The organism is Algoriphagus sanaruensis (assembly GCF_001593605.1).
Taxonomy (GTDB): Bacteria; Bacteroidota; Bacteroidia; order Cytophagales; family Cyclobacteriaceae; genus Algoriphagus; species Algoriphagus sanaruensis.
This window is the reverse complement of sequence record NZ_CP012836.1, coordinates 1,634,671-1,649,158: the sequence shown is the minus strand read 5'-3', so window position 1 is coordinate 1,649,158 and position 14,488 is coordinate 1,634,671. Positions and strand designations below refer to the sequence as shown.

At 44.1% G+C, this 14,488-nt stretch carries 9 protein-coding genes; all 9 read left to right on the top strand.

All coding sequences use genetic code 11. The features are described 5' to 3' along the window. The first annotated feature begins 33 nt into the window (after positions 1–33). A complete protein-coding gene (purL, locus tag AO498_RS07330; protein ID WP_067545365.1) occupies positions 34–3,711 on the top strand; it encodes a phosphoribosylformylglycinamidine synthase in 3,678 nt (1,225 codons plus the stop codon). Between the two features lie 320 nt (positions 3,712–4,031). After that, positions 4,032–4,865: a sugar phosphate isomerase/epimerase family protein gene (locus AO498_RS07325; RefSeq protein WP_067545362.1), complete on the top strand. Its 834-nt coding sequence runs from the start codon at positions 4,032–4,034 to the stop codon at positions 4,863–4,865. Positions 4,866–5,167: 302 nt separating this feature from the next. Further along, positions 5,168–5,974, top strand: a complete 807-nt coding sequence (locus AO498_RS07320) for a metallophosphoesterase family protein (protein ID WP_067545359.1) — start codon at positions 5,168–5,170, stop codon at positions 5,972–5,974. Positions 5,975–6,154: 180 nt separating this feature from the next. Then, complete coding sequence (locus AO498_RS07315) at positions 6,155–6,643, top strand: NUDIX hydrolase (protein ID WP_026947420.1); 489 nt, start codon at positions 6,155–6,157, stop codon at positions 6,641–6,643. After that, on the top strand, positions 6,640–7,293 hold the full coding sequence (locus AO498_RS07310; protein WP_067545357.1) for a phosphoribosylanthranilate isomerase: 654 nt from the start codon (positions 6,640–6,642) through the stop codon (positions 7,291–7,293). The genes AO498_RS07315 and AO498_RS07310 overlap by 4 nt, the downstream gene beginning before the upstream one ends. A gap of 352 nt (positions 7,294–7,645) precedes the next feature. After that, positions 7,646–8,689, top strand: coding sequence for a sensor histidine kinase (locus tag AO498_RS07305; protein WP_067545354.1), 1,044 nt, complete (start codon positions 7,646–7,648; stop codon positions 8,687–8,689). 427 nt (positions 8,690–9,116) lie between these two features. Then, complete coding sequence (locus AO498_RS07300) at positions 9,117–10,457, top strand: DUF6600 domain-containing protein (RefSeq protein ID WP_067545350.1); 1,341 nt, start codon at positions 9,117–9,119, stop codon at positions 10,455–10,457. A 205-nt stretch (positions 10,458–10,662) separates the two neighbouring features. After that, complete coding sequence (locus AO498_RS07295; protein WP_067545347.1) at positions 10,663–13,800, top strand: WD40/YVTN/BNR-like repeat-containing protein; 3,138 nt, start codon at positions 10,663–10,665, stop codon at positions 13,798–13,800. Positions 13,801–13,933: 133 nt separating this feature from the next. After that, on the top strand, positions 13,934–14,377 hold the full coding sequence (locus tag AO498_RS07290; RefSeq protein WP_067545344.1) for a hypothetical protein: 444 nt from the start codon (positions 13,934–13,936) through the stop codon (positions 14,375–14,377). Positions 14,378–14,488 lie beyond the last annotated feature (111 nt).

Genomic DNA, 14,488 nt, shown 5'->3' with positions numbered 1-14,488 from the left:
TTCCTTACCTTTGCGACTTACCAGCCCAAGGACATGATTTTCTTCTTTGAATCCCCTCAGAAACTCATCTACGGAGTTCAAGTTCCACACCCTCTTAGCACTGAAGACCTTTCAAAACTCACCTGGCTTTTTGGCGAAGCCCAGTTAATCCCAGGCGAAAAAGTGGCCGGAAAATATTCCGGACCTCGAAAAGAAATGATCACCCCTTGGTCTACGAATGCCGTAGAAATCACGGTGAACATGGGAATTCAGGGAATCCAGCGTATCGAGGAGTTTTTCCCTATCCAAGAAGGTGAACAGATCGACCCTATGCTTCAGAAAGCATACGTTGGACTCGACCAAGAAATCTATGACATCCACCTTCAGCCAGAGCCTATCAAAGCGATCACCGACATCGCTTCCTACAATAAATCTGAAGGATTGGCACTAAGCCAGGAAGAGGTGGATTACTTGGAAAATGTCTCCAAGCAGCTCGGCCGTCCGCTTACGGACTCTGAAGTTTTCGGATTTTCTCAAGTAAACTCCGAACACTGCCGTCATAAAATATTCAACGGTTCCTTTGTTATCGATGGAGAAGAAAAGCCAATGACGCTTTTCCAATTGATCAAAGAAACTTCCAAGAAAAATCCAAACCGAATTGCTTCGGCCTACAAGGACAATGTGGCCTTTATCCAAGGCCCAAGAATTCAGCAATTCGCTCCAAAAACACAACATCAAGCTGACTTTTTCGAGCCAAGAGAAATTGACACCGTCATTTCTCTAAAAGCGGAAACACACAACTTCCCGACGACTGTTGAGCCATTCAACGGAGCTGCAACTGGTTCAGGGGGTGAAATCCGTGACCGATTGGCGGGTGGTACCGCGTCTATTCCATTGGCTGGCACTGCCGTCTACATGACCTCCTATTCCAGATCGGAACAAGGAAGGAGCTGGGAGAAGAATCTTTCTGAGCGACCTTGGCTCTACCAAACTCCAATGGACATCCTGATCAAAGCTTCAAATGGAGCCTCAGATTTTGGAAATAAATTTGGTCAGCCATTGATTGCTGGTTCAGTTTTGACTTTCGAACACGAAGAAAACGACAAGCAATTCGGATTCGATAAAGTGATCATGCTGGCTGGAGGAATTGGCTTTACCAATGCCAATTACACCAAAAAAGGAGAGCCAAAAGCCGGGGACCAGATCGTTATCATGGGTGGCGACAATTACCGAATTGGAATGGGGGGGTCAGCTGTTTCTTCCTTGAATACCGGTGAACTTTCGAATGCCATCGAACTTAACGCCATCCAGCGATCAAATCCAGAAATGCAAAAGCGGGTTTCAAACGTGATTCGCGCGATGGCCGAAAGCGAAAACAACCCGATTGTATCCATCCATGACCATGGAGCCGGAGGACACCTAAACTGTCTATCTGAACTGGTAGAAAGCACGGGAGGCACCATCCACATCGATCAGCTTCCTGTAGGAGACCCAACACTTTCCGCAAAAGAGATTATCGGAAATGAATCTCAAGAGCGAATGGGACTCGTCGTAGGAAAAGAAAATATTGATACCCTCAAGCAACTTTCAGATCGGGAACGAGCACCATTCTATGTAGTTGGTGAGACGACCGGAGACATGCATTTCAAGTTTGAAAACCAAAAAACAGGCGAAAAGCCAGTGGATTGGGATTTGGCTTACATGTTTGGATCCTCTCCTAAGACAGTTTTGGAAGATCAAAGCGGACAAGAAGCGTCCTTCTCTGAAGCAGACTATGAGGCCGGTAAACTAACTGAATACATCCAAGAAGTTCTTCAACTGGAGGCAGTTGCTTGCAAGGACTGGTTGACCAACAAAGTGGACCGATCTGTAACTGGCCGAGTGGCTACACAACAAACTGTCGGAGAAATTCAGTTGCCATTGAACGATGTGGCAGTAATGGCGCTTGACTTTACAGGCAACAAAGGAATTGCAACCTCGATTGGACATGCGCCAGTGGCTGCGTTGGCTAATCCTGAAGCAGGGAGCCGACTGGCAATCGCAGAAGCACTAACCAATTTGATTTTTGCGCCGGTTCAGGATGGATTAAGGGGTGTTTCCCTTTCAGCTAACTGGATGTGGCCTGCGAAAAACAAGGGCGAAAATGATCGTCTTTACCGAGCTGTGAAGGCTGTTTCTGACTTTGCGATTGAATTGGGTGTAAATATTCCAACCGGAAAAGACTCCCTTTCCATGACTCAGAAGTATCCTGATGGGAAGGTGGTATATTCTCCGGGAACGGTGATCATTTCTACCGTAGGCGAATGCGCTGAGATCACCAAAACCGTGAAAGCGGCACTTTTACCTCAAGCAGGAACCAAGGTGCTTTACCTTGATTTCTCCCAGGATTCCGCCAAACTTGCAGGTTCTTCGCTCTATCAAATACTCAATAAAGTAGGAAAAGAAACCCCCACGGTTGCTGATTCAGCCTATTTTGCCAAAGCTTTCGAAACCGTTCAAGGGTTAATCGCCCAAGGCCAAATCTTAGCTGGACACGATATTTCTTCGGGAGGAATTATCACAGCCTTGCTAGAAATGTGCTTCCCTAGCCAAGAAGTTGGCTTGAAAGTGAAGGAATCCCGATTGGGTGAAAAGGATGTGGTTAAAGCCCTTTTTGCAGAAAATCCAGGAATCCTCATCCAAGTTGCCAATGATCACACGGTCGAAAATCTTCTTTCTCAGGTAGAAATTGACTTTGTAGAATTAGCGGAAGTGACTTTGGATGGTAAAGTAAGTTTGGAAGCTCAGACCCTTGAGGTATCCGCCTTGCGAGATTTGTGGTTCAAATCTTCTTACCTCCTTGACCGAAAGCAAAGCGGTGAAAAATTAGCCAAAGACCGATTTGACAATTATAAAAATCAAGCCTTGAGCTATGATTTTGCCACTGGATGGGAAGGTAAATTTAATACCCTAGGCATTGATCCTTATCGAACTACCAAAGGAAATGCAAAAGCTGCGATCATCCGCGAAAAAGGCGTGAATGGTGATCGGGAAATGGCTTACGCGCTTTGGTTGGCTGGATTTGAAGTGAAGGATGTTCACATGACCGACCTGATCTCAGGACGCGAAGATCTCAGCGATGTTCAGATGATCGTCTTTGTAGGTGGATTTTCCAACTCCGACGTGTTGGGTTCAGCCAAGGGATGGGCTGGTGCATTCTTGTATAATCCTAAGGCCAAACAAGCTTTGGACAACTTCTATGCAAGACCTGACACCCTTTCCTTGGGAGTTTGCAACGGATGTCAGTTGATGATCGAACTAGGTTTGGTAACTCCAGATCACGATCAGAAACCAAAAATGCTTCACAATGCCAGCCATAAATTTGAGTCTAGTTTTGTGAATGTGACCGTTCCAGAAAATAACTCCGTCATGCTTGGTAGCCTGAGCGGACAGCGATTGGGAGTTTGGGTAGCTCACGGAGAAGGAAAATTCTTCTTGCCAAAAGTCGAAAATGCATACAACTTCGCCATGAAGTACAGCTATGCAGCGTATCCAGGAAATCCAAACGGCTCTGACTTTGCGACAGCGGGGATCGCTTCGAAAGACGGACGTCATCTGGCCATCATGCCACATATCGAACGAAGCTTGAAGCCTTGGAACTGGGCGCATTACCCTAGCGAACGAAACGACGACTTCACCCCTTGGATGGAAGCGTTTGTAAATGCTAGAAAATGGGTTGAAGAGAAATTGTGATTTAAAGTCTGAATGGGAAGATTGAAAAATTGACTATTCGGACCCAATAGAATTATCCAGAACAATTATAGAACTAAGCGGAGTTTACCACTCCGCTTTTTTTGTTTTCAGGAATTTGAAATTACCTCTCCTCTTTTTTAGAGCAAACGATTCCGCAGTATTTGGCAGTACCACAGAACCTCTTTTGCCTGCAATTGCTAACTTGTTTGAACGAATCCAAACTCACCCATATGAAATCGAGCATGCCAGTCCTCAATCACGGGGACAGTCATTATCACAGTGAGATTCCATATAACCATTGAAAACCCAAACACAAACCCATGAAATCAACGCTTTTGATGCTTTTGCTTGCCCTATCGCTGACGATAAGCAAAGCCCAAGAAACCAGACCCGGACCGCAACTTCCACCTGAAACAGGCGAGACCTTCAAAGTAGGAATCGCTGGCTATACCTTCTTTAGATTTGACCTTGACAAGACCCTCGAAACCTTACAGGCTTTGGACGTGCATTATTTGTGCATCAAGGATTTTCATTTACCCATGAACAGTACCGATGCAGAGATCGCGGCTTTCCATGAAAAACTGAAAGCCCATGAGGTGACTGGTTATGCCGTTGGGCCGATTTACATGAAATCTGAAGAGGAAGTTGATCGGGCATTTGCCTATGCCAAGCGCGTCGGAGTAAAATTGATTGTAGGCGTACCCAATGTGGAGCTACTGCCTTATGTCGAAAAAAAGGTACAAGAGTATGATTTCAAATTCGCCATTCACTTGCATGGGCCGGATATCAAGATCTATCAAGATGCCGATGAAGTGTGGAACCATACCAAAGATCTAGATCCCCGAATGGGCATGTGCTTGGACATCGGGCACGACACCCGAAATGGCAAAGACCCTGTTGCAGACATGGAAAAATACCATACCCGTGTCTTTGACATGCACATCAAAGATGTGACTGGCCCGACCAAATTGGGTTACTCCTTGGAGATTGGCCGTGGAATTATTGATTTTCCAGCGATGGTCCGAATGATTCGAAAAGTAGGCTATACAGGCGTGTGTAGCCTGGAACATGAGCGGAATATGGATAATCCATTTATGGGGATTGCTGAATCGGTGGGCTACTTCCGCGGAGTGATTGAGACGACTAAGGAGTAGAAAATTGAAGTAATCACAGGACTTTGAAGGCTGGATTCGAAAGAGTTCAGCCTTTATTTATTGATAGAGTCATCTCTGATTTTATTTAGCAAGTGGCAATTCGTATCAAAAACCGCAATCCCCCCTACCCCCTTAAAAAGGGGGAATTGCGCTAAAATAATTCTCACTCGCTTTTGGGAATATCCAAGCCAACCCTAAATAAAGCCTTTGATAAACGCAGAAGCAACTCCCCCTTCACAAGGGGGCCGGGGGGATGTAAAAAAGAACTTCCCTATTCCCACCTAATTCACTATTTTGAAACCATGAACCGAAGACCATTTTTAAAAAAACTCACCTTAGCGAGTACTTCCTTGATGACCATGCCTTTTATTTCCTATGGGAAAATGGAATTCCCAAAAGCCAGCCGTCTCAAATTTATCACAGCTTCTGACGGACACTGGGGCCAACCAAATACCGATTTTGAAACTTCCCACCGAAATCTGATCGAGGCCATCCACCGGGAAAAAGACGTGGACTTTGTCCTTTTTAATGGGGATTTGATTCACGACCAACCCGAATTTCTTCCCGAAGTGCGGAAAGTATATGATCAACTTCAGATGCCTTGGTATGCCACGCGTGGCAACCATGACCGTGTACCTCCTAGCACCTTCCTAAGCGTGATGAATCAGCCGACTGATTTTTCATTTATCGAAAAAGACGATTACGGCATGCTCCTCCTAGATTGCTCCAATGAAAAGGGGGAATACCTCTGCGCAAATCTGGATTTTACCAAAACCATCCTCGAGGAATACCGGAAGCTGTCCCAGGTATTTGTATTTGTGCACATTTCCCAGAATGACTGGACGAGAAATGGAGTGGCTTGCACCGATTTTTTAAATCTTGTCACTTCTTATCCCAATGTAAAAGCCACCTTCCATGGACATGACCATGATATCGATGGGCAAATGATCTACCGAAAAAAGCCATTTCTATGGTCAGGCCACTTCGGAGGAAGCTGGGGAAACCCCTTCCCTTCCTATCGGGTATGCGAAGTGGGCGAAGATGGCAAAGCGATCACCTACCTTAAAACTGTCAAAGACGGCACCATCCTCAACGGACACAACCTTTAAATAAAGACTAGCCTTGTTGTAAAATACCCAGTAGTGGGTATTTTTTAGATGAAGGTGGAAGGTTTTATTTGAAAAAATAAAAATGACCCATGGTTCACCAACTTGTCCATTATTCGGCAAATAAGTGAACCAACGGTGCATAAATAAACAAGTTATGCCTCACCCAAAAAAAGACATTGAATGAATAAAATTCCGATAGGACTTAAGAGAGTTGCGACACTCTGCATTCTGAGACATAAGGACAAATTCCTGTTGCTCAAAAGACTTAAAGAGCCAAACAAAGACAATTTTACACCAGTTGGCGGCAAACTTGACCCTTTTGAAAGTCCTTTAAAGTCAGCCATACGTGAGACTTTTGAAGAAACAGGAATTAAAGTTGATACAATGAAGTATTGTGGGATTTTGACAGAAACCTCTCCGACAGAATACAATTGGACAGGCTATGTATATATCGCAGATATTGATATTGTTGAACCACCAAATTGTAACGAAGGGACTTTGATGTGGATTGGCTTTGAAGACTTATTGAAAGTGCCAACGCCAAAAACTGATTGGTATATTTACAAGTATATTCTTGACAACAAACCTTTTGCATTTAGTGCGGAATATGACGGCAAACTTAACCTTTTGTCAATGACAGAAGAAATTGAAAATAAAGTAATTATATGACAAGACCAAGAGTTAAAATTTGCTGTATAAGCAGTATTGAAGAAGCAAAATTAGCCGTTGAATACGGTGCTTCTGCATTAGGTTTGGTTGGTCATATGCCAAGTGGCCCAGGTGTAATTGGAGATGAACTCATTTATCAAATTGCCAAGGCAGTTCCACCACCTATTTCAACTTTTTTGCTAACGAGTGAAACAAAACCACAAAACATAATCCACCATTATAAGAGAGTAAATACTACGACAATTCAGATTGTTGACGAATTGGAAAAACAAGAGTATCAATCACTGCGAGACGAATTGCCAAATGTGAAATTGGTTCAAGTAATTCACGTTATTGACGAAAATTCTGTAAAGGAAGCAATCGAAGTATCTAAGTATGTGGATGCTATTTTATTAGACAGTGGAAATCCAAACTTGTCTATTAAGGAATTAGGCGGAACAGGACGAACTCATAATTGGGAATTGAGCCGAGAAATAAGAAAAGCAATTCCAATTCCTTTGTTCCTTGCAGGCGGACTAAACAAAAACAACGTAAGACAAGCAATCGAAACAGTTCAACCTTTTGGGCTTGACCTTTGTAGTAGTGTTCGGACAGAAGGACAACTTGACCGACAAAAATTAAAAGACTTTTTCAATGCAATTGGGCACTGAAAAATACGACAAAAAGAAGGGCGAAGGCATAACACTTTATATGCGATAATGCTCCCTAAACGGTCGCACTACGCATATACTAAACGTTACCCCCTTTAATTTTTTCAAGAACTCGAAATCTCCATTCCTGTAAACTCTTCACTTTTTTAATCTTAGAAAACCTGAATCCCGTTTCTCAAACATGGGGAAGCTGGCAGAATTAATCCTTAGATGAGTCTTTTAAAGGATCATTTTGGCTGAAAAAACTGCCATTCATTACTAAATCACTGCAGTTCTTTTATTTAAAAATCCAATCTCATGCCTTGCCCCGTAATTTTCAACTCAAGCAGTCGCTACTTATCCATTTTATCCCATGCATATCTACCATTCACTTTCTCAAGTTAAGCCCTTATCGAAATACAGTTACAAGTTTCTTTTTATCGCCTTTTTGGGAATTCATATTCCCTTGATTGGAATCATTTTTTACATTCTGCTCGGAAACCACGGGCAGTTAAGTCAAGGTCAGGTGATCCTTTGGGTCCTGATCTTTACCCTGATCGCTACAGGAATAACACTTTACATTTTGAACCACCTCTTGGTCCCTTTGACCTTAAGCAAGAATGCCCTTGAGAAGTATGTCCGGACACGGGAGCTCCCCAATTTACCCGTGACCTATAAGGATGAAGCTGGAGTCTTGATGCAAAAAGTGCAGAGCACGCTGATGACCATGGATGAATTTGTGCAAGCCAAAAATGACATGATCGACTTGATATCCCATGACTTACGATCTCCGATCAATCGAAATTTGGGATTAGTGGAATTGGCGATCTCCGAAAATAAAGACCCCGAAATTGAGGATTATATGAAAATGATTCAGAAGGAAACCCAAAAGCAAATCGACCTGCTGGGCTTTCTTTTGGAACAATTACGACGCGAGGAAATCGAAATTATCGAAGACCAAAAAGAAATCATCTCCCTGAATGACCTGATCCAGCAGAAACTGGAAACTCTTGATGGAACGATTGCTCAAAAGAATTTGGATATTCAATTGGAGATTTCGAAAGGGTTAAGCGTAAAAGTCGAACCCGAACTTTTTGGGCAAGTTCTCCAAAACCTCATTCATAACGCCTGCAAATTTTCCAACCCCGATCAGAAGATCACCATTTCGGCAGGGTATGAACTAGACTTTGTCAAGATTCAAGTAAAAGATAGCGGGGTGGGCTTTTCTCCATCAGCCTCCGAGCGACTTTTTAAGCGATTTACAGAGATGGGAAGAAAGGGAACGCTGGGCGAAGAAAGCACAGGAATCGGATTGTATTTGAGCCGAAGAATTGTCGAGCGACATTCCGGTTCGCTCAAAGGGAATAGCGAAGGCAAAAATCTGGGAGCCACTTTTGAAATTCGAATCCCTAAGTAATTCCAATTTTTAGATCATGGAGAAATAAAAACGCAATGGACCACACCTGATTTGAGGGTGGAAATCAAAAATTTCGAAAAAAAATATTTTTTTTTCGAAGCGATACTTTTTCAAATCCCCCCAACTCAAAACAAAATTTAACCGTAAAAAAGAAGACCAAGGCAAAAAAAGAGCTTAGCCCACCTTAGGTTCCTGAATAATTGAAATAAAATTTTTTATCTTTTTTAAATTTTTAATAAAAGTAGATTTTTATGATCGCTACTTATTCAAAATTAAAATAACCTTACCCCCCTACTTTTCGAATTATTTCTATCAATTGGCCTGATTTTCGAACTAATCGATGCAACCAATTAACTGATGTGCGCATCTTCTTTTCAAGAGAAGTAAACACAAGGGAAAATTTTACTCACGCTAACCAATACATACCATGAAAACTATCCTAAACAAAACCGGACTTGGCGGACTGGCACTTGGCCTGATTCTGCTTTTCAGCTCAGGTCTCAATGCCAAAGCTGAAAACCACGCTTACTCTGGCGTTTCCTTCCAAGTTTTCTACGATGCCTTGACTCCCTTCGGAGATTGGGTGAAGGATGCGCGCTATGGATACATTTGGCTGCCTGCCGTCTATGATGATTTCCATCCTTATGGAACCAACGGACATTGGGTAATGACCGAATATGGCAACACCTGGGTCTCTGATTACGACTGGGGATGGGCAACCTTCCACTACGGTAGATGGTATTTTGACGACTACTACCAAAGCTGGGCTTGGATCCCTGGCTATGAGTGGGCACCGGCTTGGGTAAGCTGGAGATCAGGGGGCGGATACTACGGCTGGGCTCCTCTTGGCCCAGGGGTATCGATCAACGTTCGAATCAATATTCCAACCCGTCACTGGGTATTTATTCCAACTGCCCGAATCTACCATCAAAATGTTTGGGGCTTCTATTCGCCTTATGCGCATCACCGCACCAAGATTAAAATCATCAATCGGACTACTGTGGTGAACAATACCGTAGTATATAACAACTATTCCGTTTACGCTGGACCAAGCCGAAGAGAAGTGGAACGGGTGACCAGACAAGCCGTCCCTGTGTACAACATCCGATCTTCAGAAGCTCCGGGAAGAGCTGCGGTTGCCAGAAATGAAGTGAGACTTTACCGTCCTGAAATCAATGAATCCAGAGGAAGAACTGCCGAGGCAAGACCTTCTCGGGTGATGGATGCCAATGAGGTCAGAAGTGCTCGCTCCAGCAGACAAGTGGGCCCAGCGACTTCCAGCGGATCCTCCACCAATCGGGGAGCTTACGAAAACCCTTCCCCAAGAAGAGAGGCAAGTCCAAGTGGTAGAGGCAATCAAGGCAGCTTTGATTTGAAGCAGGCACCTGCGGAAACCAGAACTAGAGGAACTTCAGGTCCTAGCACCAGATCAACTGCTCCTAGCAGACAGGAAACCAGACCTGCTCCTTCTCGAGAAAGTCAAGTTCGGAGTTCTTCTCCTTCCTCCAACCGGGAAGCGGTGAATCCAAGAAATAGCGCACCGGCTCGAAGTTCGGACGTTCGTCAGCCTCAGCAGCGAACTCAATCCGCTCCAAACGTAAGAAGCGCTCCGTCAAGACCTACCGAAACTCGGACCTCTGCTCCTACTCGAAGCCAAGGCCGAACAGAGGTGAAATCTTCCTCTCCGGCAAGATCTTCCAGTTCAGCTCCAGCCAGAACTCAAAGTTCGTCCTCTGGCAGAGGTAAAAGCCGAGAGAAAAATAATTAAGCCCTTTAGATAACTAAACCAACTCAGCCTGATCATTCACCTGATCGGGCTTCTTTGTTTTAAAAGTCATTCGAGACCTCGAATAATTTGAACTACAGCCCGCCCCCACTCACCCAAACGGAGGACTTCCTTGGACTTTCTGGATTCTTCTTCTGATTTATTTTTGGTTTTGTCTAACTTCCTTGTTCAAAACCACCAGTCTTACATGAAACGAATCCTTTCCATTTTCCTTTTGCTTGGAAGCATTTCTGCTTTCTCCCAAACTTTTGATTCGAGCTTTCCGCTCAAATACCGAAATATTGGCCCGTTCCGGGGTGGCCGATCTGTCACTGCTACCGGTGTGGTCAATGACCCGCTCACCTATTATTTCGGAACCACAGGAGGCGGACTTTGGAAGACCAGCGATGCCGGCCAACACTGGGAGAATATTTCCGATGGCTATTTCACCACAGGTTCGGTTGGAGCCGTTGCCGTTTCGGAAAGCAACCCCAACATCATCTATGTGGGAATGGGTGAGCATGCCCCTCGAGGTGTCATGACCTCCTATGGGGATGGCGTCTACAAATCCACCGATGCGGGCAAAACCTGGAAAAAACTAGGTCTTGAAAAGACACAACACATTTCCAGAATTCAAATTCACCCCACCAATCCCGACGTCGTCTATGTTGCCGCTCAAGGCGCGCTTCATGCACCAACCGAAGACCGTGGAATCTATCGATCTTTCGATGGTGGACTAACTTGGGAGAAAACACTTTTTGTGGACAATATGACGGGAGCGGTTGAACTTTCCATGGATATGAATTTCCCGGAGATTCTCTATGCTGCCATGTGGGAGCATCAACGATTCCCTTGGCAGGTGAAATCTGGTGGCCCGGGTTCTGGCCTTTACAAATCCACAGATGCCGGAAAAACTTGGAAAAAAATCGAAACTGGACTTCCTGCTGAAAAAGGAAAAATGGCCGTTTCGGTTTCTCGGGCAAATTCCGACAAGGTCTACGCCTTGATCGAAAGTGACACTTACAAAGATTTGGGAGGTCTTTTTGTTTCCGATAATGGAGGCGAAAGCTGGACCTTGATCAATAAAAGCAATCGACTCACCCAGCGGGCCTGGTATTACATCGAAGTATTTGCAGATCCCGCCAATGAGCATAAAGTATATGTGCAAAGTGCTCCGATGCTAGTATCTATCGATGGGGGCAAGTCCTTTGAGGACGTGGACGGCGCACATGGCGATTACCATGACCTTTGGATTAATCCCAAAAATCCAAATAACATGATCTTGGCCGATGACGGCGGAGGCTCTATTTCCTTCAATGGAGGCAAGACCTGGTCTGTTCAAAGCAATATGCCAACAGCTCAATTCTACCGCATCAATGTAGACAACCAGTTCCCTTACCGAATTTATGGAGGACAGCAAGACAATACCTCGGTGGTCATTTCAAGTATGGCATTGGGTCGGGGTGGAATCACGGAAGAGCATTGGAATTATTCAGCGGGTGGAGAGTCTGCCTTCTTGGCCTTTGATCCAGATGATCCTCGCTATGTCTTGGGAGGAAGCTATCAGGGAACGATCGAAGTTTTAGATATGCAGACGCAAGGATCGACCAATATCATGGCTGCTCCGATTCAGTACTTAGGCATGGATGCCAAGGACATGAAATATCGCTTCAATTGGAATGCTCCGATTATTTGGTCTCAGCATGAACCCAACACCTTTTATCATGCCGCACAGGTATTACTCAAAACTTCAGATTGGGGTAAAACCTGGACAGAAGTTTCCCCTGATTTGACAAGAAATGAAAAAGCCAAACAAGGAAAAGGTGGCGTACCTTTTACCAACGAGGCCGTGGGAGCAGAAAATTACGGCACCATCGCTTATGTGATCGAAAGCCCACATGAAGCTGGGGTAATCTGGACAGGTAGCGACGACGGGCTGGTTCAACTCACCCGTGACGGAGGAAAAACGTGGACGAATGTGACTCCCAAAGGACTGCAGGAATGCTTGGTCAATGCGATTGATGTTTCTCCAAATGACCCAGCGACAGCTTATATCGCCACCACCCGATACAAGTTCAATGACTACACACCGGCCCTTTACAAAACCACCGATTACGGAAAAACCTGGACGAATATTTCCAAGGGAATCCCATACGGCGCATTCACCCGAGTGGTTCGAGAAGACACTGAGAAAAAAGATCTCCTTTTCGCAGGAACAGAACAGGGAATGTATCTTTCCAGAGATGGAGGCGCAACTTGGACTTCTTTCCAGCTGAACCTCCCTGTCACGCCAATCACCGATTTGAAAGTTGCTCATAATGACCTGATCGTAGCCACTTCGGGTAGATCTTATTGGATTCTGGACGAACTGAATATCGTCCGAGAGGTTCAGTCTAAAGTAGATAAAATCACCCTCTACACCCCAGAAAAGGTACTTTTAGGCAATTGGTATTCGAGCATGAACGGAGGAAATCTGGATGGATTCACCGGAACTCATCCTTTCCACGGACACAATCCAGCAAACGGCATGGTTATCAATTACCACCTTCCTGAAACCTTCGCCGATAGCACTGAACTCATCCTTGAGGTTCTAGATTCCAAAGGAAATCTCGTTCGAAAACTCAGTTCTAAATCAAACCCGGATTACCAATCTTATGAAGGTGCTCCAGCTCCTGATCCGAAGCTTTCTACCCGAAAAGGACCTAACCGGTTTGTATGGAATCTCCGGTATCCCACCATTCCGGGAATTCCTACCGCCTACATCGAGTCCAGCTATTCAGGCCACAAGGCAATCCCAGGAACCTACACGCTTCGATTAAGTGCAGGCGGCGTATCGGTAGAAGCTAAAGGTGAAATCGCGGACATTCCAGGCTATAACCTGACTCCTGCAGATTACCAAGCTTACCATGAATGGATGAGCAGTTTGGAGGCTGAAGTGACCACCATGCATACGCTAGTAAATACCGCCAAAAATTACCAAAGCCAACTTGCAGACCTGGTTAAAAAACTGGACCAAAAGTCCGAATACAAGGATTTGAAAAATGCAGGCGAAACCTTGATCAAGGAACTCCAAACTTGGGATGAGGCGATGGTTCAGCGGAGATCTACTGCTTACGACGATGTCGAAAACTTCCCGAATAAGTTTACCGCCAACTTTATGTTTATGATGAATCATGGAGAAAGCAGTATTCCTAGAATCAATGAAGGGACGAAAGCCGAATATGCCCGACTAATGGAAGAATGGAAACCGCTCAAAGCCGAAGCTGAGCGCCTCCTTCAAACCGCCATCCCAGCCTTTAATAAGTTGGCTACGGAGAAGGGTGTGGGAGTTTTGTTTGTGAAGTGATTTGGAATCAACCAAATTCAAATTTGTTTGGACAATTGGGTGGGATTTGGAATCTCACCCAGTGTTCTATAGGAATAAACAATTCCTCAAGACTAAATAAATTTTAAATTCTGAAAATTTTAATTTTTAAAAAATGGATAATTTTCAAATTGAGTTAGCTGAGAAAATTTTTGAAAAAGCTAAAGAAACAGGTGGTCTACCTGATTTGATGTATGCACAAAACATTTTGACAATAGACCAACAAAATGATCCGAGGATAATAAAGGATGTTGAAATGGTAATTAAATTATTGGTTTACCAAGGGCTACTAAATTCAGAGCCAAAAAGAAGTAGTAATTATATTACTCCAAGCCCATTATCATTAAAATTTAAATCCTACCAAGATTTCCTGGAAAATCAAGCCCAAAATGCTGAGAAATTAAAAAGAAAAGAAGAGCAGGAGGAACAGAAATTTAACCTTGAAATTGAGAATCTTCAACTTCAAATAATTCATCAAAGGCAATGGCTTTGGAAAACCCTCGCAGCAGCAATACTTGTAGAACTTGTACAGTTTTATTTCATTTTTATAGAAAAATAAGAAGCCAGAACTAATTGAATAAAGAAGAAGCACTATTTATAAAGTAAAAGATAGATTAAACTCAAGTAAAGACCCAAGATAGGTTCTATGTTAGATCTTAATCTTTGAGTC

Coding starts and splice junctions, on each gene's coding strand:
- purL (WP_067545365.1), top strand. CDS start 34: ATGATTTTCTTCTTTGAATCCCCTCAGAAACTCATCTACGGAGTTCAA.
- AO498_RS07325 (WP_067545362.1), top strand. CDS start 4,032: ATGAAATCAACGCTTTTGATGCTTTTGCTTGCCCTATCGCTGACGATA.
- AO498_RS07320 (WP_067545359.1), top strand. CDS start 5,168: ATGAACCGAAGACCATTTTTAAAAAAACTCACCTTAGCGAGTACTTCC.
- AO498_RS07315 (WP_026947420.1), top strand. CDS start 6,155: ATGAATAAAATTCCGATAGGACTTAAGAGAGTTGCGACACTCTGCATT.
- AO498_RS07310 (WP_067545357.1), top strand. CDS start 6,640: ATGACAAGACCAAGAGTTAAAATTTGCTGTATAAGCAGTATTGAAGAA.
- AO498_RS07305 (WP_067545354.1), top strand. CDS start 7,646: ATGCATATCTACCATTCACTTTCTCAAGTTAAGCCCTTATCGAAATAC.
- AO498_RS07300 (WP_067545350.1), top strand. CDS start 9,117: ATGAAAACTATCCTAAACAAAACCGGACTTGGCGGACTGGCACTTGGC.
- AO498_RS07295 (WP_067545347.1), top strand. CDS start 10,663: ATGAAACGAATCCTTTCCATTTTCCTTTTGCTTGGAAGCATTTCTGCT.
- AO498_RS07290 (WP_067545344.1), top strand. CDS start 13,934: ATGGATAATTTTCAAATTGAGTTAGCTGAGAAAATTTTTGAAAAAGCT.